This window comes from Pseudomonas sp. IC_126, assembly GCF_004331835.1.
Classification (GTDB): Bacteria; Pseudomonadota; Gammaproteobacteria; order Pseudomonadales; family Pseudomonadaceae; genus Stutzerimonas.
Map to the genome: position 1 here is coordinate 178,241 of NZ_SJSS01000008.1, position 20,923 is coordinate 199,163.

The 20,923-nt window shown below is 58.9% G+C and carries 21 protein-coding genes; 13 read left to right on the forward strand and 8 right to left on the reverse strand.

The window, feature by feature from the left end; translation table 11 throughout:
- Positions 1 to 7 precede the first annotated feature (7 nt).
- Positions 8 to 1,018 (reverse strand): alpha/beta hydrolase family protein, encoded by a 1,011-nt coding sequence (locus E0D86_RS20290; protein WP_131651839.1) that lies wholly within the window; start codon positions 1,016 to 1,018, stop codon positions 8 to 10.
- 238 nt (positions 1,019 to 1,256) lie between these two features.
- Between E0D86_RS20290 and gabT the strand changes: the two genes are divergently transcribed.
- From gabT to trpC, 7 genes are all read left to right on the forward strand, one after another.
- Positions 1,257 to 2,537: a 4-aminobutyrate--2-oxoglutarate transaminase gene (gene gabT / locus E0D86_RS20295; RefSeq protein ID WP_131651840.1), complete on the forward strand. Its 1,281-nt coding sequence runs from the start codon at positions 1,257 to 1,259 to the stop codon at positions 2,535 to 2,537.
- A 104-nt stretch (positions 2,538 to 2,641) separates the two neighbouring features.
- A complete protein-coding gene (gene rpe / locus E0D86_RS20300) occupies positions 2,642 to 3,316 on the forward strand; it encodes a ribulose-phosphate 3-epimerase (RefSeq protein WP_131651841.1) in 675 nt (224 codons plus the stop codon).
- Positions 3,313 to 4,014 carry a phosphoglycolate phosphatase gene (locus tag E0D86_RS20305; protein WP_131651842.1) on the forward strand — a complete coding sequence of 234 codons (702 nt, stop codon included), beginning with the start codon at positions 3,313 to 3,315 and terminating at the stop codon, positions 4,012 to 4,014. Before rpe ends, E0D86_RS20305 begins: the two co-directional genes overlap by 4 nt.
- Before the next feature lie 188 nt (positions 4,015 to 4,202).
- On the forward strand, positions 4,203 to 5,687 hold the full coding sequence (gene trpE / locus E0D86_RS20310) for an anthranilate synthase component I (RefSeq protein WP_131651843.1): 1,485 nt from the start codon (positions 4,203 to 4,205) through the stop codon (positions 5,685 to 5,687).
- Positions 5,688 to 5,689: 2 nt separating this feature from the next.
- On the forward strand, positions 5,690 to 6,283 hold the full coding sequence (locus E0D86_RS20315; protein ID WP_131651844.1) for an aminodeoxychorismate/anthranilate synthase component II: 594 nt from the start codon (positions 5,690 to 5,692) through the stop codon (positions 6,281 to 6,283).
- Positions 6,283 to 7,329, forward strand: a complete 1,047-nt coding sequence (trpD, locus tag E0D86_RS20320; RefSeq protein WP_131651845.1) for an anthranilate phosphoribosyltransferase — start codon at positions 6,283 to 6,285, stop codon at positions 7,327 to 7,329. Before E0D86_RS20315 ends, trpD begins: the two co-directional genes overlap by 1 nt.
- Positions 7,326 to 8,162 (forward strand): indole-3-glycerol phosphate synthase TrpC, encoded by an 837-nt coding sequence (trpC, locus tag E0D86_RS20325; protein WP_131651846.1) that lies wholly within the window; start codon positions 7,326 to 7,328, stop codon positions 8,160 to 8,162. Before trpD ends, trpC begins: the two co-directional genes overlap by 4 nt.
- Before the next feature lie 56 nt (positions 8,163 to 8,218).
- Here trpC and crp read toward each other — a convergent pair whose 3' ends face one another.
- Positions 8,219 to 8,863 (reverse strand): cAMP-activated global transcriptional regulator CRP, encoded by a 645-nt coding sequence (crp, locus tag E0D86_RS20330; protein WP_045430655.1) that lies wholly within the window; start codon positions 8,861 to 8,863, stop codon positions 8,219 to 8,221.
- A gap of 216 nt (positions 8,864 to 9,079) precedes the next feature.
- Here crp and E0D86_RS20335 point away from each other — a divergent pair, with 216 nt between their 5' ends.
- A complete protein-coding gene (locus E0D86_RS20335) occupies positions 9,080 to 9,502 on the forward strand; it encodes an OsmC family protein (RefSeq protein ID WP_019341349.1) in 423 nt (140 codons plus the stop codon).
- Between the two features lie 230 nt (positions 9,503 to 9,732).
- A complete protein-coding gene (speD, locus tag E0D86_RS20340; protein WP_131651860.1) occupies positions 9,733 to 10,536 on the forward strand; it encodes an adenosylmethionine decarboxylase in 804 nt (267 codons plus the stop codon).
- A 113-nt stretch (positions 10,537 to 10,649) separates the two neighbouring features.
- Here the strand turns inward: speD and coq7 are convergent, their stop codons facing one another.
- Together coq7 and E0D86_RS20350 are read right to left on the reverse strand one after the other, a co-directional pair.
- Positions 10,650 to 11,297: a 2-polyprenyl-3-methyl-6-methoxy-1,4-benzoquinone monooxygenase gene (gene coq7, locus E0D86_RS20345; protein WP_131651847.1), complete on the reverse strand. Its 648-nt coding sequence runs from the start codon at positions 11,295 to 11,297 to the stop codon at positions 10,650 to 10,652.
- 63 nt (positions 11,298 to 11,360) lie between these two features.
- Positions 11,361 to 11,702, reverse strand: a complete 342-nt coding sequence (locus E0D86_RS20350; protein ID WP_131651848.1) for a histidine triad nucleotide-binding protein — start codon at positions 11,700 to 11,702, stop codon at positions 11,361 to 11,363.
- An 80-nt stretch (positions 11,703 to 11,782) separates the two neighbouring features.
- Here E0D86_RS20350 and E0D86_RS20355 point away from each other — a divergent pair, with 80 nt between their 5' ends.
- Positions 11,783 to 13,258 (forward strand): AAA family ATPase, encoded by a 1,476-nt coding sequence (locus tag E0D86_RS20355; RefSeq protein WP_131651849.1) that lies wholly within the window; start codon positions 11,783 to 11,785, stop codon positions 13,256 to 13,258.
- Between the two features lie 180 nt (positions 13,259 to 13,438).
- On the opposite strand, the gene E0D86_RS20360 is transcribed toward E0D86_RS20355, so the two are convergent.
- Entirely contained in the window at positions 13,439 to 14,407 is a 969-nt protein-coding gene (locus E0D86_RS20360) for a nitronate monooxygenase family protein (RefSeq protein ID WP_131651850.1), read from the reverse strand.
- 18 nt (positions 14,408 to 14,425) lie between these two features.
- Positions 14,426 to 14,854 carry a protoporphyrinogen oxidase HemJ gene (gene hemJ / locus E0D86_RS20365; RefSeq protein ID WP_131651851.1) on the reverse strand — a complete coding sequence of 143 codons (429 nt, stop codon included), beginning with the start codon at positions 14,852 to 14,854 and terminating at the stop codon, positions 14,426 to 14,428.
- A 133-nt stretch (positions 14,855 to 14,987) separates the two neighbouring features.
- Between hemJ and argC the strand changes: the two genes are divergently transcribed.
- Entirely contained in the window at positions 14,988 to 16,022 is a 1,035-nt protein-coding gene (gene argC / locus E0D86_RS20370) for an N-acetyl-gamma-glutamyl-phosphate reductase (RefSeq protein ID WP_131651852.1), read from the forward strand.
- Between the two features lie 137 nt (positions 16,023 to 16,159).
- A complete protein-coding gene (gene erpA / locus E0D86_RS20375; protein ID WP_122166900.1) occupies positions 16,160 to 16,510 on the forward strand; it encodes an iron-sulfur cluster insertion protein ErpA in 351 nt (116 codons plus the stop codon).
- A gap of 78 nt (positions 16,511 to 16,588) precedes the next feature.
- Here the strand turns inward: erpA and E0D86_RS20380 are convergent, their stop codons facing one another.
- Together E0D86_RS20380 and E0D86_RS20385 are read right to left on the reverse strand one after the other, a co-directional pair.
- Positions 16,589 to 17,680, reverse strand: a complete 1,092-nt coding sequence (locus E0D86_RS20380; protein ID WP_131651853.1) for an anhydro-N-acetylmuramic acid kinase — start codon at positions 17,678 to 17,680, stop codon at positions 16,589 to 16,591.
- Positions 17,680 to 19,077 (reverse strand): peptidoglycan DD-metalloendopeptidase family protein, encoded by a 1,398-nt coding sequence (locus tag E0D86_RS20385; protein WP_131651854.1) that lies wholly within the window; start codon positions 19,075 to 19,077, stop codon positions 17,680 to 17,682. The genes E0D86_RS20380 and E0D86_RS20385 overlap by 1 nt, the downstream gene beginning before the upstream one ends.
- Positions 19,078 to 19,258: 181 nt before the next feature.
- On the opposite strand from E0D86_RS20385, the gene tyrS reads away from it, so the two are divergent.
- Positions 19,259 to 20,458, forward strand: coding sequence for a tyrosine--tRNA ligase (gene tyrS, locus E0D86_RS20390; RefSeq protein WP_131651855.1), 1,200 nt, complete (start codon positions 19,259 to 19,261; stop codon positions 20,456 to 20,458).
- Positions 20,459 to 20,923 lie beyond the last annotated feature (465 nt).

The window sequence follows — 20,923 nt, forward strand, 5'->3', positions numbered from 1 at the left end:
CGTCAATTCACGGCTGCTTGTCTAGCAAGCCACGAACCCGCCGCAGCAGCTGCTCCTGTCCGGTTTCGAGGTCGCCGTTCAACGGCTGCAACCCCACCTGCCTATAAGCCGGATGGCTGTTTCGACGGCTGGCGTTGAGCCGCTCGCGGGCCGCGGAGCGCTGGCTGACGCTGTTCCTGTAATAAATGTCGCCGGTCGCGAGCTTGAGCGCCGCGACCAATCGCGCGAGCGGCTCGTCCTGTTCGTCGGGTTGGCGTGGCTGGATCATCAGCAGATGCCTGACATCGGCTGGCGCCAGTTGCTGCAGATAACGCGCGGCCCAGTAGCTGCCGGTGCCCTGACCGAGCAGCACGATGGCCGCTGGTTGCTTGCTGCGGGCGAAGGCGAGTGCCGCCTCGATGCGCTCGTCGATCTGCTCGGCCTGATTCGGCTGCGCAACCGCGGGCTCGGCGGGTTCATCGGTCTCGGCGTCGATCGGCGCCTCATCCGGCGTGGCTGCGGTTTCCTCGGGCAGATAACCTGCTTCGCTGGGTGGCTCGTCTTCTTCGGGCGGTTCTGCGTCGGCTTCGGTCTGTTCGACCGGCGGCTCCGCCGGTTCGTCCGGGACGGCGGCCGGGATAGGGCTGGGCGAATCCGGCAGGCTGAGACTCAGGGTATGCCAGCCGTAATCAGGCAGGCCGCGGCGCAGCGGGCCGATGCCGCGCGGCCAATCGGCACTTTCGCCCTCGCCCGGCAGCAGAATGATCACCCCTTTGGCTTCGCCGATATTGGCAGGTCGCCACAGCGCGACGAAATCATCGAAGCCTGCCGTCAGGTTGACGAACTCGGCGCTAGGCAACTGGCGCAGCAGGTCGGCGGCCATGGTGTCGCTGCGCGAAGGCAGGGGCGGGCGCTCGATCGTTGCTGGTGCAGGTGCCGTTTCTTGCGTGGCTGGCTCATCCGTGGCGCTGACCGACAGTGCAGTCGTGGCCGCTGACAGGAGAGCAAGCAAACGCAGTGAATCGCGAAAACGAGGCATTGAAACTCCTGATGTCGACTTGCCGGGGCTGTGATGGAGCTGCGGTGTAGTCCGCTGTTGCGCACAGCTGTCAGTCTAACGGAAGGCAGACTGAAAATTGGTCGTGCAAAATAATGCACGGCGTTCTACTGTAATCCGAACGCCTGAAGGCTCGACAGTCGATCATCGTATGCTGCCGCGCTCATTTCCCCGCGTTCATTCCGACCCGAGCCGACGATGAGCGGCTACTGAGGAGTTTATGAGCAAGACCAACGAATCCCTGATGCAACGCCGCGTCGCCGCCGTTCCCCGTGGCGTCGGCCAGATCCATCCGATCTTTGCCGATCATGCGAAAAACAGCAGCGTGGTCGACGTCGAAGGTCGCGAATTCATCGACTTCGCCGGCGGCATCGCTGTGCTGAATACTGGCCACCTGCACCCGAAGATCATCAAGGCGGTGGAGGAACAACTCCACAAACTGACCCATACCTGCTTCCAGGTGCTGGCGTATGAGCCCTATGTCGAGCTGTGCGAGAAGATCAACGCACGGGTGCCGGGCGATTTCGCCAAGAAGACCCTGCTGGTCACCACCGGCTCCGAGGCGGTAGAGAACGCGGTGAAGATCGCCCGCGCCGCCACTGGACGCGCCGGGGTGATCGCCTTTACCGGCGCCTATCACGGCCGCACCATGATGACCCTCAGCCTGACCGGCAAGGTCGCGCCTTACTCGGCGGGTATGGGCCTGATGCCGGGCGGGATCTTCCGCGCGCTGTATCCCTGCTCGATCCATGGTGTCGGCGTCGACGAATCGATCGCCAGCATCGAGCGCATCTTCAAGAACGACGCCGAGCCGCGCGACATCGCCGCCATCATTATCGAACCGGTGCAGGGCGAGGGCGGTTTCAATGTCGCGCCGAAGGATTTCATGATCCGCCTGCGCGCGCTGTGCGATCAGCACGGCATCCTGCTGATCGCCGATGAGGTGCAGACTGGTGCCGGCCGCACCGGCACCTTCTTCGCCATGGAGCAGATGGGTGTGGCTGCGGACCTCACCACGTTCGCCAAGTCCGTCGGCGGCGGTTTCCCGATTGCCGGCGTATGCGGCAAAGCTGAAATCATGGACGCCATCGCGCCGGGCGGCCTGGGCGGCACCTACGCGGGCAATCCGCTGTCCTGCGCGGCGGCGTTGGCGGTGATGGAAATCTTCGACGAAGAGAAGCTACTCGACCGCAGCAAAATGGTGGCAGAGAAACTCACGGGCGGCCTGGAGGCGATCCAGGCGCGGCACAAGGAAATCGGCGAAGTGCGCGGGCTGGGCGCGATGGTAGCCGTCGAACTGTTCGAGGACGGCGATCATTCGCGCCCTGCGGCGGCGCTGACTTCTCAGGTCGTCGCACGAGCGCGGGAGAAGGGGCTGATCCTGCTGTCCTGCGGTATTTATTACAACGTGCTGCGCGTGCTGGTGCCGCTGACGGTCGAGGACGAGGTGCTCGAACGCGGCTTGGCGATCATCGGGGAATGCTTCGACGAGCTGACCTGAGCCACTCTGCGGCGCGCCGGCACCCGCAATGGCTGTCAGGCGCGCCGCAATCCCGACCCCTCGGGTACAATGCGCGGCATTCCGCCCGCGCAACCGAGGTCGTCATGCAGCCGTTCGCCATCGCCCCCTCCATTCTTTCCGCCAATTTCGCCCGTCTGGGCGAGGAAGTGGACAACGTGCTCGCCGCCGGCGCGGACATCGTCCATTTCGATGTGATGGACAACCACTACGTGCCCAACCTGACCATTGGCCCGATGGTCTGTTCGGCGCTGCGCAAGCACGGCGTTACCGCACCCATCGATGTGCATCTGATGGTCAAGCCGGTGGATCGCATGATTGGCGACTTCCTCGAAGCCGGCGCCAGCTACATCACTTTTCATCCGGAAGCCTCCGAGCACATCGACCGCTCGCTGCAATTGATCAAGGATGGCGGCGCCAAGGCCGGCCTGGTGTTCAACCCGGCGACGCCGCTGGACGTGCTCAAGTACATCATGGACAAGGTCGACATGATCCTCCTGATGAGCGTGAACCCCGGTTTCGGTGGGCAGAAGTTCATCCCCGGCACCTTGGACAAGCTGCGTGAAGCGCGTGCGTTGATCGAGGCCAGCGGCCGGGAGATCCGCCTGGAGATCGACGGTGGCGTCAATCCCAAGAACATCCGCGAGATCGCCGCGGCAGGCGCCGATACTTTCGTCGCCGGGTCGGCGATTTTCAATCAGCCGGACTACAAGGCAGTGATCGACCAGATGCGTGCCGAACTGGCGCTGGCGCGCCCATGACCCGTATCGAGCAACTCTTCGATGGACAGCTGCCGCGCCTGGTGATGTTCGATCTGGACGGCACGTTGATGGATTCTGTGCCGGATCTGGCTGCTGCGGTGGACAAGATGCTGATGCTGTTGGGGCGCGAACCTGCCGGTGTGGCACGGGTGCGCGACTGGGTCGGCAATGGCTCGAAGGTTCTGGTACGTCGCGCGTTGGCCGGTCAGTTGCAGCATGACGGCGTCGCCGATGAGCTGGCCGACGAGGCGCTGGCGCTGTTCATGCAGGCTTACGCCGGTGGGCATGAGCTGACCACCGTCTATCCTGGCGTCGTTGAATGCTTGGACTGGCTGCGTGAGCGCGATGTGAAGCTGGCGATCATCACCAATAAGCCGGCGCAGTTCATCGAACCACTGTTAGAAGAGAAGGGCCTTGCGGGTTATTTCCAATGGCTGGTTGGCGGCGACACGCTGCCTCAGCAGAAACCCGACCCGGCGGCGCTGTTGTGGGTCATGGACAAGGCGGGCGTGACGGCCGAGCAATCGCTGTTCGTTGGCGATTCGCGCAACGATGTCCGGGCTGCCAGGGCTGCGGAGGTCCGTTGCGTCGCGCTCAGCTACGGTTACAACCATGGCGAACCCATCGCCAATGAGCAGCCCGCGCTGGTGCTCGACGGCCTGCGCGAGCTGGTTGCTTCGGCTTCGGGGCTGCGCTAGTGTGGCCTCTGTTCCGCAGATCCCGAAAATCCCGCAGACGAGATCAGATCGTGGTGGTCACCCGCAAGCAATGGATGAATGTCATCAAGGCCCTGGCCCGTTGGCGCTGGCGCGCCTGACATTTCCTGCCGGCACGCCCGGTACGTTTGCACGATTCGACCAGTAGCTCCTCCGACCACGAGGCTGACATGACCCGCGAAGAATTCCTGCGTTTGGCCGCCGAAGGCCACAACCGCATCCCGCTGTCGTTCGAAACCATCGCCGATTTCGACACGCCGCTGACGCTCTATCTCAAGCTCGCTGATGCGCCCAACTCCTACTTGCTCGAATCCGTGCAGGGCGGGGAGAAGTGGGGGCGATATTCGATCATTGGCCTGCCGTGCCGCACGGTGTTACGGGTGCAGGATCACCGCATCAGCGTTACCACCGATGGCATCGAGACCGAGAGCTGCGAGGTCGATGACCCGTTGGCCTTCGTCGAAGCCTTTCAGCAGCGCTATCGCGTGGCGCCGGTCGAGGGGCTGCCACGCTTCAATGGCGGGTTGGTCGGCTATTTCGGCTACGACAGCGTTCGCTATGTAGAGCGCAAGCTGGCGCAGTGCCCTAACTCCGATCCGCTGGGAACGCCCGATATTCTTTTAATGGTGTCCGACGCAGTGGTCGTGTTCGACAATCTGGCCGGCAAACTGCATTGCATCGTGTTGGTCGATCCTGCGCAGCCGGAGGCCTATGAGGCTGGGCAGGCGAAACTACAAGCGCTACGCGAAAAACTGCGTCAGCCGATTACGCCGCGTTTGGGCCTGGACTTTGAAAAGAGTGGCGGCACCGAGCCGACGTTCCGCTCCAGCTTCAGTCGCGAGGACTACGAGCAGGCCGTCCACCGCATCAAGGACTACATCCTCGCGGGCGACTGTATGCAGGTGGTTATCTCCCAGCGCATGTCGATTCCGTTCAAGGCCGCGCCGATCGATCTCTACCGCGCGCTGCGTTGCTTCAACCCGACGCCCTATATGTACTTCTTCAATTTTGGCGATTTCCACGTGGTGGGCTCGTCGCCGGAAGTGCTGGTGCGTGTCGAAGAAGGGCTAGTCACGGTCCGACCGATCGCCGGTACTCGCCCGCGTGGCGCTAATGAGGAAGCTGACTTGGCGCTGGAGCAGGATCTGCTCAGCGACGCCAAGGAACTGGCCGAGCACCTGATGCTTATCGACCTGGGCCGCAACGACGTGGGTCGCGTCGCCGAGAACGGCTCGGTGCGGCTGACCGAGAAGATGGTTATCGAGCGCTACTCCAATGTCATGCACATCGTTTCCAACGTCACCGGCCAGCTCAAGGCGCCGCTGACGGCAATGGATGCACTGCGCGCGATTCTGCCAGCGGGCACTTTGTCCGGTGCGCCGAAGATCCGCGCCATGGAAATCATCGACGAGTTGGAGCCGGTAAAGCGCGGCGTTTATGGCGGCGCGGTCGGCTATCTTGCCTGGAACGGCAACATGGACACCGCGATTGCGATTCGCACCGCCGTGATCAAAGACGGTGAGCTGCACGTGCAGGCAGGCGCCGGCATCGTCGCCGATTCGCAGCCAGCGCTGGAGTGGGAAGAAACGCTCAACAAGCGCCGCGCCATGTTCCGCGCGGTGGCCCTGGCTGAACGCGACCAGCAGGAGAACTGATCATGCTGTTGATGCTCGATAACTACGATTCCTTTACTTACAACGTCGTGCAGTACCTCGGCGAGCTTGGCGCGGACGTCAAAGTGGTGCGCAACGACGAGCTGAGCGTGGCCGAAATCGAAGCCCTGAACCCCGAACGCATCGTTGTCTCGCCCGGCCCTTGCACGCCAAACGAGGCGGGCGTTTCGCTGGAGCTGATTCGCCATTTTGCGGGCAAGCTGCCGATTCTGGGCGTCTGCCTCGGCCATCAGAGCATCGGTCAGGCCTTCGGCGGTGACGTGGTGCGTGCGCGACAGGTGATGCACGGCAAGACCAGCCCAGTCTTCCATCACAACGCCGGAGTATTCGCCGAGCTGAACAATCCGCTGACGGTCACCCGTTACCACTCGCTGGTGGTCAAGCGCGAGACGCTTCCCGATTGTCTGGAGATCACCGCCTGGACCCAGAACGAGGACAGCGGTATCGATGAGATCATGGGCCTGCGGCATAAGACGCTGAACGTCGAGGGCGTGCAGTTCCATCCTGAGTCCATCCTGACCGAGCAGGGCCACGAACTGTTCGCCAATTTTTTGAAGCAGACCGGAGGCGTGCGCTGATGGATATCAAGGAAGCCCTGAGTCGCATCGTCGGCCAGCTGGATCTATCCACTGAGGAAATGAAAGCCGTCATGCGCCAGATCATGACCGGCCAGTGCACCGATGCGCAGATCGGCGCGTTCCTCATGGGGATGCGCATGAAGAGCGAAACCATCGACGAGATCGTCGGTGCCGTGCAGGTGATGCGCGAGCTTGCCGAACCGGTGCATTTCGATACCCATCGTCTGGTGGATACCTGTGGCACCGGGGGCGACGGGATGAATATCTTCAACGTCTCGACCGCCGCTGCGTTCGTTGTTGCAGCCGCTGGTGGCAAAGTGGCCAAGCATGGAAACCGCGCGGTGTCGGGCAAGAGCGGCAGCGCCGATCTGCTCGAAGCGGCGGGTGTGTATCTGGATCTGACGCCTGAGCAGGTCTCGCGCAGCGTGGATACGGTCGGTGTTGGCTTCATGTTCGCGCCGGCGCATCACGGTGCGATGAAGTTCGCCGCCGCGCCCCGCCGCGAACTGGGGCTGCGCACGCTGTTCAATATTCTCGGGCCGATGTCCAATCCGGCCGGGGTGAAGCATCAGGTGCTCGGGGTGTTTAGCAAGGAACTCTGCCGACCGATGGCCGAGGTGCTGGCGCGTCTGGGCAGCAAGCATGTGCTGGTCGTACATGCACAAGACGGCCTGGATGAAATAAGCCTGGCGGCACCGACTCATGTCGCCGAGCTGAAGAATGGTGAGATCACCGAATACCGCATCCAGCCGGAAGATTTTGGCATCAAGAGCCAGAGCCTGATCGGCCTGAACGTCGATGATGCTCAGGGTTCGCTGGCGCTGATTCGGGAAGCGCTGGGCCGGCGAAAAACCGAAAACGGCCAGAAGGCCGCCGACATGATCGTGCTGAATGCCGGCGCCGCGCTTTACGCGGCCGATGTCGCAGGCACGCTGAAAGAGGGCGTCGAGCTGGCGCATGACGCACTGCACACCGGTCTGGCACGGGACCGGTTGGAAGAACTGGTGTCCTTTAGCGCGATATTCAGGCAGGAGAAATCGCAATGAGCGGTGTGCCGACAGTTCTAGAAAAGATCATCACCCGCAAGCATGAGGAAGTGGCCGAACGCCGTGCTCGTGTTGGTCTGGATGAGCTCGAGCGTCTGGCGGCTGCCGCGGACCCGGTTCGCGGGTTCGCCCGGCGTCTGCAAGAGCAGGCTCGCAGCAAGCAACCGGCCGTTATCGCCGAAGTGAAGAAGGCCTCGCCAAGTAAAGGCGTGCTACGCGAGGACTTCGTACCCGCCGACATCGCCAAAAGCTACGAGGCTGGCGGTGCGACCTGCCTGTCGGTGCTGACCGACATCGATTTCTTTCAGGGGGCCGATGAGTATCTCAAGCAGGCCCGCGCTGCGTGCACGCTACCGGTGATCCGCAAGGACTTCATGGTCGATCCTTATCAAGTGGTCGAGGCGCGGGCGCTGGGGGCCGATTGTATTTTGCTGATCGTCGCGGCGCTGGAAGACGCGCAGATAGGCGAACTGGCTGATGCGGCAAAGGCTCAAGGGCTTGATGTGTTGGTTGAGGTGCATGACGGAGCGGAGCTGGATCGGGCTTTGCGCCTCGAGACCCCTTTGCTCGGGATCAACAACCGTAACCTGCACACCTTCGAACTCAGCTTGGAAACCACACTCGATCTGCTGCCTCGTGTGCCTCGCGACCGTCTGGTGGTAACCGAGAGCGGGATTCTTCATCGTGCCGATGTAGAGCTGATGGAGATTAATGAGGTGTACGCATTTCTGGTGGGCGAAGCTTTCATGCGCGCCGAAGAACCCGGCGTCGAGCTGCAGCGTTTGTTCTTTCCAGGGCGCTCCCGCCCGCGTCCGGTCAGTGATCCGGAGTAACGGCGGGGAATTTGAAAAGCCGGCCTTGAGCCGGCTTTTTCAATGCTGAGCAACGCTCAGCGAGTACCAAAGACCACCATGGTCTTGCCCTTGACGTGCACAAGGCCTTGGGATTCCAGGCTCTTGAGTACGCGTCCGACCATCTCTCTGGAACAGCCGACGATGCGGCCTATTTCCTGACGAGTGATCTTGATCTGCATGCCATCGGGATGCGTCATCGCATCGGGCTGCTTGCATAGGTCGAGCAAGGTGCGGGCGACGCGGCCGGTCACGTCGAGGAACGCCAGATCACCTACTTTGCGGGTGGTGTTGCGCAAACGTTCGGCCATCTGACTGCCGAGCGCGTAGAGGATGTCAGGATCCTGCTGTGTCAGTTCACGGAACTTGGCGTAGCTCAGTTCGGCGACCTCGCATTCGGTCTTTGCGCGTACCCACGCGCTACGTTCCTTCTCCGAGCCCTCCTTTTCGAATAGCCCCATCTCGCCGAAGAAATCTCCGGAGTTGAGGTAGGCGATGATCATTTCACGACCATCGTCATCTTCGATCAGGATGGTGACCGAGCCTTTCACAATGAAAAAGAGCGTCTCGCTTCGATCACCCGCGTAGATGATGGTGCTCTTGGCGGTATAGCGACGGCGGTGACAGTGTGCGAGTAGTTTGTCGATGTTCTTGATCTTGGGCGTGAGTGTAATAGCGACCATGCTGTAGTCCCGGAAGATATCCAATAGAAGGCAGATTCTTATTATGTGTGACTGAGTTCTGTTGTCAGCGCCGAGGGAGCTTAACAGACCGGTTCGTGTCGACAACAAAACTGCGACACGAATATCAACTTCAACGCATTCATTTCGTCGGATTGGTGTGCCCGGTCGCAAACATCGGTCATGTTAAGCTTCGCTCTTTTTAATCGGAGTCTATCGATGAAAGCGCGCATACAGTGGGCCGGCGAAGCGATGTTTCTTGGCGAGTCCGGCAGTGGTCATGTCGTGGTGATGGACGGACCTCCGGAAAACGGCGGGCGCAATCTCGGCGTTCGTCCTATGGAAATGCTTCTGCTGGGGCTCGGTGGTTGCAGTAACTTCGATGTGGTAAGCATTCTGAAGAAGTCCCGTCAGGCAGTGGAAAGCTGCGAAGCCTTCCTCGAGGCGGAGCGTGCCGATGAGGATCCGAAGGTTTTTACCAAGATCCACCTGCGTTTTGTCGTAAAGGGCCGTGGTCTGAAAGAGGCGCAGGTCAAGCGTGCCGTGGAACTATCGGCAGAAAAATACTGCTCTGCCTCGATCATGCTCGGGCGTGCGGGTGTGGAAATCAGTCACGAGTACGAGATCGTCGAACTCGGCTGATGGTCGGGCAGCGATGCGCCCGCCGCTGGCGTGTTGTCCCGAGATGCTCGTCGGCACTGGCACCGCAAGCGATCACTCTGCATAATGCGCGCCCCGTTTTTACGGGGCCGTTTCTTAGAACACAGCACAGTCGCAAATGCGAAGAGGTGTATACCGTCCTACGCAGATACAGGGTATCTGACGGGCATGCTCAATCACGCGGTAAGCCGCATCAATGAGAGTTTCCAATGGTGAAAAGCAAACTCAAGCTCCACGGGTTCAATAACCTGACGAAGTCCTTGAGCTTCAATATTTACGACATCTGCTATGCCGAAACGCAGGAAGACCAGCAGGCGTATGTACAGTACATCGACGAACAGTATGACGCGGAGCGGCTGACGCAGATTCTGACCGATGTCGTGGACATCATTGGTGCCAACATTCTTAACATTGCGCGGCAGGATTACGAGCCGCAGGGCGCGAGCGTGACCATCCTTATCTCGGAGCAGCCCGTTACTCCGACAGATAGCCAGATCGAGGAATCCCCCGGTCCGTTGCCCGATACTATCCTGGCGCACTTGGACAAGAGCCACATTACGGTTCACACCTACCCCGAAATCCATCCTGTCGACGGTATCGCGACCTTCCGTGTGGATATCGACGTTTCCACCTGTGGCGTCATCTCACCGCTCAAGGCGCTCAATTATCTGATTCACCAGTTCGATTCGGATATCGTCACTGTCGATTATCGGGTGCGCGGTTTCACTCGCGATGTAGAAGGCAAGAAGCACTTCATCGATCACGAGATCAACTCGATTCAGAACTATCTCTCCGAAGACACTCGCTCGGCCTATCAGATGACCGACGTCAACGTTTATCAGGAGAATCTGTTTCACACCAAGATGCTGCTGAAAGACTTCGAGCTGGAGAACTATCTGTTCGGTGACGCCACTAGCAATCTTCTGCCGGAGCAGCGTAAGCAGGTGGAAGACCGTTTGCGTCACGAGATGCTGGAAATCTTCTACGCTCGCAATATGCCGGGCTCACAGCGATAAGCTGATAAACCCGCTGCGCGCTGCAAGGTCGGAAAAGGCTGTCGCGAGGCGGCCAGCCTCAAGAAGGAGCTCAAGCTGGAGTGCAAGCGTTCCTCAGCTTGAGCCAGCTCAGCTCAGATCCGGTAGGTGGTTTTGGTCATGACCTTGGCCATCAGACTCATGCCGAATTTGATGGGTGCCGGGAAGCGCAAGCCACCGGCATCGAGAGCGGCGGTCGAATGCTGCGCTTCGTCCGTACGCATCTGCTCCAGAATGGCTCGGGATTTCTCGTCACTCGCCGGGATCTGCTCCAGGTGCTCGTCGAGATGCTTGCAGACTTGATCCTCGGTCGCGGCAACGAAGCCCAGGCTGATCCGGTCGCTGATCAGGCCAGCAGACGCGCCGATGCCGAACGACAGACTATAAAACAGCGGGTTGAGCACACTGGTATGGCTGCCCAGTTGGTGGATGCGCTGTTCGCACCAGGCTAGATGGTCGATTTCTTCATCGGCAGCTCGCTCCATCGCTTCGCGCACTCTCGGTAATCGCGCCGTTAATGCCTGCCCCTGATACAGCGCCTGTGCGCAGACTTCGCCGGTGTGATTGATCCGCATCAGACCGGCAACGTGACGCGCTTCGCTGTCGCTCAGCTCGGTCTCGTTCTTCAATACCGCAGGTGTAGGGCGGTGGGGCTGGCCGCTGAAGGGGAGTAGCGTTCGCAATGCCGCATCGGCTTGCATCAGCAGGCGGTCGGCAGGGGAGTATTGGCGTTGGTTGGGCATTTCGCCTCCAAGTGTTTCGGAGCAGCCTTGATGTGATCGGAAATGGTGCGGACGAGTTCGCGATCAGCCCGGCGGCCAATGCATTTGACGCTGGCCGAGCACGTGCATATGTATGTGGTAGACCGTCTGGCCCCCGAGGTCGTTGCAGTTCATCACGACACGAAAACCATCCTGACAGCCCTGTTCTTCGGCGAGACGCTGAGCCGTGAAAAGGATATGACCAGCGAGCGCTTTGTCATCATCTTCGCTCAGGTCATGGAGGGTCGCGATGTGCTTCTTCGGAATGACGAGGAAGTGCACGGGCGCCTGCGGCGCGATGTCATTGAAGGCGACGACCTGATCATCTTCATAAAGCTTGTGCGCGGGGATATCCCCAGCCACGATCTTGCAGAACAGACAATCCATGGCGTTTCTCCAGCATGGGAACGATTGGGCAGTGTAACAGGCGCTTTTGCGGCAGGTCAGCCGCTACAGGGAGGTAACGCATGAAGAACGACATCCGTGATCTGGTGCTGGTGCTTGAATCAAGGGTCCGATTGGTTGTGATCGAATCCTGGGATGAGCGGCGAGTGCTTGAAACCCTGACTGGGCTGGCTGTCAACCGCGCTCTCGCGCTTCACCTCTGGTCCGTCACCGAGGGACTCAGGCATCTGGCGTTCGGTGGTGAGGCGCTGGATGCAGGCGAAAGCTGCTCGGTGGAGGTCGCGTTGAAGCGCGTCAAGCATGATCCGCTAGGCAACCTCTATGTGTTCTGCGATATGCATCCGTTTCTCGATGAGCCACGCGTGGTGCGGCTATTGAAAGAAATCGCCATGGCGCAGGGGCCGTCGGCACCGACGCTGGTGCTGGTGTCGCATGCATTCAAACTGCCGGCGGAGGTTCAGCGATACGCAGCTCGGTTCAGTCTGAGTCTGCCCTCCGAAGAGGAGTTGTTGAGCATCGTGCGCGACGAGGCGACGCGTTGGAGCGAGCGCAATCGCGGGATGCGGGTGCGCACCGATAACCGCACGCTGCATCAGGTCGTGAAGAATCTGCGGGGCCTTAGCCATGCTGAGGCTCGCAGTCTGGCGCATAGCTTGGTCTGTGATGACGGAGCTATTACTCAAGACGATCTGCCGGAGCTCAATCGCAAGAAGTTCGAGCTGCTCGACATGGATGGCGTACTCGGTTTCGAGTACGAGACAGCACGCTTTGCTGATGTTGGCGGGTTGGGTAATTTCAAGCGTTGGCTGGGCGAGCGCAGGGCGGCCTTTTTTGCTGGTAACAGGTCCGATATGCCTCGCGGAGTGATGCTCGTCGGGGTGCAGGGCGGCGGCAAGAGTATGGCCGCCAAAGCGGTGGCGGGGCTTTGGGGCTTGCCTTTGCTGCGCCTGGACTTCGGTTGTCTGTACAACAAGTTCTTCGGAGAGACCGAGCGTAATCTGCGGGAGGCGCTGAAGCTGGCCGAGCAGATGGCGCCTTGCGTGTTGTGGATGGATGAGCTGGAAAAGGGTCTCGCCACTGGAGATATGGATAGCGGCGTCAGTCAGCGGGTGTTGGGTACTTTGCTTACCTGGATGGCCGAGCGTGACGCACCGGTGTTCATGGTGGCGACCGCCAACGCGGTGGATCGCCTTGCGCCTGAGCTGTTGCGCAAGGGGCGCTTCGATGAGCTGTTCTTTGTCGATCTGCCCGATGAGGCGACTCGTGCCGAAATCTTCCACATTCATCTGGCGCGGCGCGAGCTGGATGCTGGCTGTTTCGATCTGCCGAAGCTGGCCAGTGCTTGCGATGGTTTCTCCGGTGCCGAGATCGAGCAGGTAGTGGTCTCGGCCGTTTACGCCGGGCAGGCGCAATCCCGCGAACCGGATCAAGCCATGATGCTTGAATGCATCCGGGCGACGTCGCCGCTTTCAGTCGTGATGGCTGAAGCGCTGGATGATCTGCGTAGTTGGGCTTCGGGGCGCACGGTAGTGGCCTGATTGGTTCGGACTCGCAGGCGCTTTGTCGCGAGGCAACGCAGCGAGAGCTCGGCGACTGCCCGGTATGGCGGTGAGCCGAGTGATTCATTTATCGGCCCCCGCGTTGCGGTATCGCTAATCCGGAATTGAGCAGCCTTGCTACTGCTCGAGCCCAGCCTTGCGAAACGACTGGCGTGGCTATTACCGCTGCCAATGCTGGGCAAGCCGTGTCGCCTGGCGATGGGCTTCACGGTATTCGCGATCCAGGCGGGCGATCAGTTCTTCGGCGCTCGGCACGTCATTTATCTCGCCGACTCCCTGGCCTGCGGACCAGACGGTTTTCCATGCTTTGGCTTCATCGCTTACCGGTTTGAGCTTTTCGCCGTAGTCCATTTTGCCTGTCGATCGCAGGCGTTCCTCATCGTAGCCGGCTTGCTGCAGGCTTTGGCGCAAAAAGCTCGCCGGTACACCTGACACTGCGGCGGTGTGCACGATATCCGCCGCGTGGGCCTGCAACAGCATCTGCTTGTATTTGTCAGAGGCCTGGCTTTCGCGGCTGGCGATAAAGCGCGTTCCCATATACGCAAGATCAGCGCCCAGCATCTGCGCCGCGAATATTTCGTGGCCATGACTGAGGCAGCCAGACAGCAACAGGGTTTTATCGAAGAACTGGCGGATCTCGGCGATCAGCGCGAAAGGACTCCACGTGCCGGCATGACCACCGGCCCCGGCCGCAACCGCAATCAGGCCATCGACACCGGCTTCGGCGGCTTTTTCCGCATGCCGGCGCGTGGTGACGTCATGAAAGACCAGACCGCCATAGCTGTGTACGGCGTCCACTAGTTCTTTCACGGCGCCGAGACTGGTGATGACGATCGGCACCCGCTGGTCCACGCAGATCGCAAGGTCTGCCTGCAACCGCGGGTTGCTGTGATGCACGATCAGGTTGACGGCATATGGCGCAGGCTTCTGCATGGGCGAGAGATGCTCGTCGATTTCCTGTAACCAATCACGAAATCCGCTGCTCTCCCGCTGATTAAGTGCTGGAAAGCTGCCCACTACGCCGTTGCGGCAGCAGGCCGCCACGAGCGATGGGTTGGATACCAGAAACATGGGCGCGGCCACTAGAGGCAGACGCAGACTTTCCTCAAGAAGTGCTGGTAGCGACATGACGGGTTCCTATCTATTTCAGAATGGTTTGACGACCACTAGAATCACAATGGCCAGCAACAGCAACACCGGAAACTCATTGAACCAACGATAGAACACGTGACTGCGCGTATTCTCGTTGCGTGCGAAGCGCTTCAGCTGGGCGCCGCAGACGTGGTGATAGCCAATCAGCAAGACAACCAGTGCGAGCTTGGCATGCAGCCAGCCGCCGGTACTGAACAGCGTGGGGTTCAGCGCGATCATTCCTATTCCGAACAGGAGCGTGGCGATCATCGAGGGCATCATGATGCCCCGATAGAGCTTTCTCTCCATTACCTGGAATCGTTCACGGCTGGTCGCGTCCTCACTCATGGCGTGATAGACGAACAGCCTTGGCAAATAGAACAGCCCGGCGAACCAGCAGACGATCGCAACGATGTGCAGGGCTTTCAGCCATAGATAGAGCATTCAGGGAGTCCTTGGTATGAAAATCGGTCTGATAGTAGTGGCATGACTGTCGTCGCGTCACCTGAGTGGTTGGCCCTGAACGCGGGCACCTTTATCATCGTCGTTCTTTTTCATCCAGTGCGCGAGGCAGCTCATGGTCAAAGTCGGAATCGTTGGCGGTACAGGCTACACCGGAGTTGAACTGCTGCGTCTGTTGGCGCAACACCCCCAAGCCGAAGTAGCTGTAATCACCTCTCGCTCCGAGAACGGGGTTAAGGTCACGGATATGTATCCGAACCTGCGAGGCCACTATGACGAGCTGGCCTTCAGCGTGCCTGATACCGCAACGCTCGGCTCTTGCGATGTGGTTTTTTTCGCAACTCCCCATGGCGTCGCTCATGCGTTGGCGGCTGAACTGCTGGATGCGGGGACCAGAGTCATCGATCTGTCAGCGGACTTCCGCCTTCAGGATGCCGATGAATGGGCCAAGTGGTATGGCCAGCCGCATGGCGCGCCGGCTCTGTTACCCGAAGCCGTTTATGGTCTGCCGGAGGTCAATCGAGAGCAGATCAAGGGTGCTCGGTTGATCGCCGTCCCCGGTTGTTATCCGACCGCTACCCAGCTCGGCTATCTGCCTCTCCTCGAAAACGGCCTGGCGGACGCATCGCGCCTGATCGCCGACTGCAAATCGGGCGTCAGTGGTGCCGGGCGCGCCGCGAAAATCGGTTCTCTGTTCACCGAGGCGGGCGAAAGCATGATGGCTTATGCAGTTAAAGGTCATCGCCACCTGCCTGAAATCACCCAGGGCTTGCGCCGCGCAGCCAAAGGGAATGTGGGGCTGACTTTCGTTCCTCATCTCACGCCGATGATCCGCGGTATCCATGCCACGCTCTACGCAACGGTGGCAGACACCACGGTAGATTTGCAGGCGCTTTATGAGCAGCGCTACACCAATGAGCCGTTTGTCGACGTGATGCCTGCCGGTAGCCATCCTGAAACCCGTAGCGTGCGTGGCGCCAACGTGTGCCGCATCGCCGTCCATCGTCCACAAGGCGGCGACTTGGTTGTCGTGCTATCGGTCATCGACAATCTGGTCAAAGGTGCTTCTGGTCAGGCGCTGCAGAACATGAACATTGTCTTCGGGCTGGATGAGCGGCTCGGCTTGAGCAACGCGGCGCTGCTGCCTTGATCAATGCCGTCAGTCGCGCTGTTCAAGCGCGGGCATCTCACGGGTTGCTCAAGGATGAATAGTTGACCATTTTTGTAGGGAAAGCCGATAATGCCGCGTCAACGCAGTAATGAGCGCTCCCGCGCTAGGAGAACCGAATGAGTGTCGAATCCTTCACGCCCACCGCGATTCAGTTCAGTCAGGGTGCCGCGAGTAAGGTGAAGAGTCTGGTCGATGAAGAGGGTAATCCGCGACTGAAGTTGCGTGTCTTCGTTACAGGTGGCGGCTGCTCTGGTTTTCAATACGGCTTCACCTTCGATGAAGACCTTGCCGAAGATGACACCATCATCGAGCGCGAGGGTGTGAGTCTTGTGGTGGATCCGATGAGCTACCAGTATCTCGCCGGGGCCGAAGTCGACTATCAGGAAGGCTTGGAAGGCTCTCGCTTCATTATCAAGAACCCGAACGCCACGACGACCTGTGGTTGCGGACAGTCCTTCTCGATCTAATGCGTGTTCGCAAAAAACAAAGACACCGTGCCTGGCACGGTGTTTTTGTTTGTCCGTCGCGATGATGAACGGCGGGCGTCAGGCGGGGTAGATTGCGCCCAATATTCGCGCTCCTCGAGCGCCCGTCACGTTTGGCCGGTTGGCGGGGATGCCTTCCAGGCAGCAGTGCGCTAGCCAGGCGAATGCCATGGCTTCGATCCAGTCTGGCTCTACACCGTAATCAGTAGTGCTTGTTACCAGGCATGCCGGCAACAGGTCTCGCAGCCTTTGCATCAGCGCTGCGTTGTGCACGCCCCCGCCGCAAACCAAGACGTCTTGCGTTTCCGGTTGGCTGGCAAGCAGCGAATCGCGGATGCTTCGTGCCGTCAGCTCCAACAAGGTAGCTTGGACGTCGGCAGCAGCCATATCCGAATATGAAGCGAGATGGGTATCCAGCCAGGGCAAATTGAACAATTCGCGTCCGGTGCTTTTCGGACCCTGCGCAGCGAAGAATTTGTCATCTAGCAGTTTCGCAAGCAGCTGCGCGTGTACTTTGCCGGTGGAAGCCCAATCGCCATTTCGATCATATGCCAGGCCTTGGTGGCGTTGGATCCAGGCATCCAGTAGCACGTTGCCAGGGCCGCAATCGAATCCATGAGTTGTTGTGCTGGGGTTGAGCAAGCTGAGATTGCTGAACCCGCCGATATTCAGTACTGCGCGGATTCGCGTCGTGTCGCTGAACATGGCTTCATGGAATGCAGGTACTAAAGGGGCGCCTTGGCCGCCGGCTGCCATGTCGCGTCGACGAAAATCGGCTACAACACTTATGCTGGTCAGCTCCGCCAGCAAAGGAGGATGGCCAATCTGGATGGTGAAGCCGCGTTGCGGTTCGTGTCGGATCGTTTGCCCGTGACTTCCAATGGCTCGAATGGCTTTAGCATCCATCTGAGCCTTGCCGAGCAGCTTGTTTACTCCACTGCTTGCGAGCTCAGCCCACGCTTGTTCAGCCATTGCAGCCCGAGCCAACTCATTGGGTCCGGGCGAGCAAAGATCAAGCAGGTCCTGCTTAAGCTGCTGCGGCATTGCCTCATAGTGCGTACCGATCAAGGTTGTCCGGTCGTTCTGCTCTATCAGCGCGAAGTCCAGACCATCCAGACTGGTGCCTGACATGAGGCCTATGTAAAACGGCATTATTGCGTGTTCTGCATCGCCAGCATGGTTGCACGCTCTTCGTCCATGCGTGCCATCAGCGGCTTGCTCAACTGCACGAAGCGCTGTTTTTCGTTCTTTGCAATTGGATCTGCCATGGGCAACTTCAGGCCCAATGGATCGACATGCACGCCATCGACTTGAAATTCGTAATGCAAGTGCGGGCCGGTTGATAGGCCCGTCGTTCCGATGTATCCGATGATCTGACCCTGCTTGACCGACGATCCGCTGCGTACGCCTTTGGCGAAGCCCTGCATGTGGGCATATAGAGTTCGGTAGCGGTTGCCGTGCTGAATAACTACGGTATTACCATAACCACCCTTACGGCCTGCAAGCAGTACCTTGCCGTCACCTGCGCTCTTGATCGGAGTGCCTCGCGGAGCAGCGTAGTCCACGCCTTTATGGGCGCGAATCTTATTCAGGATCGGGTGTTTGCGCCCATTGGAAAAGCGCGAGCTGATGCGGGCGAAATCTACCGGTGTACGGATGAAAGCCTTGCGCATGCTTTGGCCGTCGGCGGTGTAATAACTGCTAGTGCCCTGCTTGTTGGTGTAGCGGACTGCGGTATAGCTCTTGCCTCGGTTCGTGAAGCGCGCCGCGAGAATATTCCCAGTTCCTACTTTCTCGCCGGCCACTGTCTTTTCTTCGTATACGACTTCGAAGGAATCGCCCTTGCGTATGTCCATCGCGAAATCAATGTCGTAACCGAACACGTTGGCTAAATCCATCGTCAGGTTATGACTGAGGCCTGCATGCTTCGCGGCGAGAAACAGGCTGCTTTCGATACGACCATAGGCGTAAGCGGTACTGACGTCTGGCTTCAACTGTTCCTTTTTAAATACATAGCCTGCGTCGGAGCGTTCCAGCTGCACGCTTTCCAGCTTATTCAGTGGGCTGCGCAGCTGAGCCAAGTTGCCTTGCTCATCGAATTCGAACTCGAGGCGCTGGCCGACCTTAAGACGGGCAAGTTGCTTCGCCTCCTTGCTGCTCGCCAGTACATCGTGAACGGTGGACTGAGGGAGGCCTACCTTCGCAAATACGGTCGATAGAGTATCTCCATTAGCAACCACCACCTCTTTCACGCGAGGCTTGGCTTCAGCTTCGTCTTCAGTAGTGCCCTGCACTGGCAAAGATGCTTGGAGTTCGGTTTTTTCGATTACGGCAAAGGGCGTATCGAGCGACTCGTTCAGAAAAAGCTCTTCCTCCGAAGATGCCAGCGCTGAGGTGGTTTCGAGGCGAAGGTCAAGAAAGGTCTTTTTCGCTTCGACTTCACGTGATGGAAATACAAGGAGTGCCAGGCTCAGAAGCGCAGCTACACCGCTCGCAGCCAAGAGATGGCTCTTCGGGTAGAGAGGAGCTTTCGATTTTGAATAGGTCATTAGATGTCTGGGTGTCTGGCGATATTTTGTACAGGGAAAATATCTGTCTAAAATATAATCAAAACGCTGTCGAGGCAACCCTTGGTTAGGCTCGCTGGTCGTTGGCCAAGATTCGAGAGCGTTGAATTTTCCCGGCATTCTTGTAAGGTTTACCGCCTTTGTTTTCTGGATGAGACCTCCGATGCAGTCGGTTCAAGAGCAGTTGTCGATAATCAGGCGGGGCGCTGATGAAGTGCTCGTCGAGGCAGAGTTAGCCAGCAAGCTTGAGCGTGGCGTCCCGCTGCGAATCAAGGCTGGTTTCGACCCTACTGCACCGGATTTGCATCTCGGTCATACGGTGCTTATTAATAAGTTGCGTCAATTCCAAGAGCTGGGGCATCAGGTGATCTTCCTTATAGGAGACTTCACTGGAATGATTGGTGACCCTAGTGGCAAAAGCGCAACCCGTCCTCCTTTGACGCGTGACCAGGTTTTGGAGAACGCGGAGACCTATAAGAGTCAAGTCTTCAAGATTCTTGATCCGGCCAAGACCGAGGTCGCCTTCAACTCAAGCTGGATGGATGAGCTGACGCCATCGGATTTTATCCGTCTGGCATCACAATATACGGTCGCCCGAATGCTGGAGCGTGATGACTTCAGTAAGCGGTACTCGACCAATCAGTCAATAGCCATTCATGAGTTTCTCTACCCTTTGGTTCAGGGCTATGACTCCGTTGCGCTTCGGGCGGATGTCGAGCTTGGTGGTACGGACCAGAAATTTAATCTCTTGATGGGTCGTGAGCTGCAGCGCTCGTATGGGCAAGAGTCACAATGCATCGTCACGATGCCGCTCCTCGAGGGGCTGGATGGCGTAAAGAAAATGTCCAAGTCGCTCGGCAACTACGTTGGGATCCAGGAGGCGCCGGGTGTCATGTACAGCAAGCTGGTGTCGATCCCTGATGGGCTTATGTGGCGTTACTTCGAGCTGTTGAGTTTCCGCGATATGAGGGAGATCGAAGAGTTCCAGGCGGACGTAGAGCGGGGCGCCAACCCGCGCGATATAAAGATCAAGCTCGCAGAAGAGATTGTTGCTCGATTTCACGGTGAAGAGGCTGCTGCTACAGCGCATCGCTCCGCAGGCAACAGAATGAAAGACGGCGAACTGCCTGAGGATATCCCAGAGATCGAGCTGCGCTCCGCGGAAGATATGCCTATCGCTTCGGTGCTGAACCGTGCGGGGTTGGTTAAGAATGCGGCGGTGGCGCGTGATCTGCTTGCGTCAGGCGGTGTGCGGGTGGATGGTGAGGTCGTTGGTCGGGAGTTTGTCTTCAGGCTCGGTCGCAGCCATGTCTGTCAGGCTGGCAAGAAAGCGTTCGGGCGGATTTCGCTTCTGGCTGATTAAAAGGCGAAAACGCAGTTGACATGCACTTCTGGGTGCCTATAATGCGCACCTTCTCCGGCGCAGGGCCTAGGCGAAACCTCTTGCAAATCAAGAAGTTAGCGAAATTCAGGGCTTGCACGGATGGCGAATTCGAGTAGAATGCGCCGGGCTGGCAGGGCGGTGGTTGAGTCCTGTTGGTGGCTTCGGTCAGGTCGATCGAAAGCGGTTTCACGAGGCGGTTGACAGCGGGTTTGAACGCTGTAGAATTCGCCTCCCGCTGACGAGAGGCTCTAGCTGAACGAAAGCGCAAGCGGTTGAGAAGAAAGAAAAACTTCTTCAAAAACAGCTTGACGAGACATAAGGCTGCTGTAGAATGCGCGGCCTCGGTTGAGACGAAAGACTTGATCGAAACGCTCTTTAACAACTGAATCAAGCAATTCGTGTGGGTGCTTGTGAGGTAAGACTGGTAGTCAGCAAGATTATCAG

Coding starts and splice junctions, on each gene's coding strand:
- hemJ (WP_131651851.1), bottom strand. CDS start 14,854: ATGCTCTATCTATGGCTGAAAGCCCTGCACATCGTTGCGATCGTCTGC.
- trpD (WP_131651845.1), top strand. CDS start 6,283: ATGGATATCAAGGAAGCCCTGAGTCGCATCGTCGGCCAGCTGGATCTA.
- tyrS (WP_131651855.1), top strand. CDS start 19,259: ATGCAGTCGGTTCAAGAGCAGTTGTCGATAATCAGGCGGGGCGCTGAT.
- E0D86_RS20315 (WP_131651844.1), top strand. CDS start 5,690: ATGCTGTTGATGCTCGATAACTACGATTCCTTTACTTACAACGTCGTG.
- E0D86_RS20380 (WP_131651853.1), bottom strand. CDS start 17,680: ATGCCGTTTTACATAGGCCTCATGTCAGGCACCAGTCTGGATGGTCTG.
- erpA (WP_122166900.1), top strand. CDS start 16,160: ATGAGTGTCGAATCCTTCACGCCCACCGCGATTCAGTTCAGTCAGGGT.
- E0D86_RS20360 (WP_131651850.1), bottom strand. CDS start 14,407: ATGTCGCTACCAGCACTTCTTGAGGAAAGTCTGCGTCTGCCTCTAGTG.
- E0D86_RS20350 (WP_131651848.1), bottom strand. CDS start 11,702: ATGGATTGTCTGTTCTGCAAGATCGTGGCTGGGGATATCCCCGCGCAC.
- gabT (WP_131651840.1), top strand. CDS start 1,257: ATGAGCAAGACCAACGAATCCCTGATGCAACGCCGCGTCGCCGCCGTT.
- E0D86_RS20355 (WP_131651849.1), top strand. CDS start 11,783: ATGAAGAACGACATCCGTGATCTGGTGCTGGTGCTTGAATCAAGGGTC.
- trpC (WP_131651846.1), top strand. CDS start 7,326: ATGAGCGGTGTGCCGACAGTTCTAGAAAAGATCATCACCCGCAAGCAT.
- trpE (WP_131651843.1), top strand. CDS start 4,203: ATGACCCGCGAAGAATTCCTGCGTTTGGCCGCCGAAGGCCACAACCGC.
- E0D86_RS20385 (WP_131651854.1), bottom strand. CDS start 19,077: ATGACCTATTCAAAATCGAAAGCTCCTCTCTACCCGAAGAGCCATCTC.
- rpe (WP_131651841.1), top strand. CDS start 2,642: ATGCAGCCGTTCGCCATCGCCCCCTCCATTCTTTCCGCCAATTTCGCC.
- argC (WP_131651852.1), top strand. CDS start 14,988: ATGGTCAAAGTCGGAATCGTTGGCGGTACAGGCTACACCGGAGTTGAA.
- E0D86_RS20335 (WP_019341349.1), top strand. CDS start 9,080: ATGAAAGCGCGCATACAGTGGGCCGGCGAAGCGATGTTTCTTGGCGAG.
- coq7 (WP_131651847.1), bottom strand. CDS start 11,297: ATGCCCAACCAACGCCAATACTCCCCTGCCGACCGCCTGCTGATGCAA.
- E0D86_RS20290 (WP_131651839.1), bottom strand. CDS start 1,018: ATGCCTCGTTTTCGCGATTCACTGCGTTTGCTTGCTCTCCTGTCAGCG.
- E0D86_RS20305 (WP_131651842.1), top strand. CDS start 3,313: ATGACCCGTATCGAGCAACTCTTCGATGGACAGCTGCCGCGCCTGGTG.
- crp (WP_045430655.1), bottom strand. CDS start 8,863: ATGGTCGCTATTACACTCACGCCCAAGATCAAGAACATCGACAAACTA.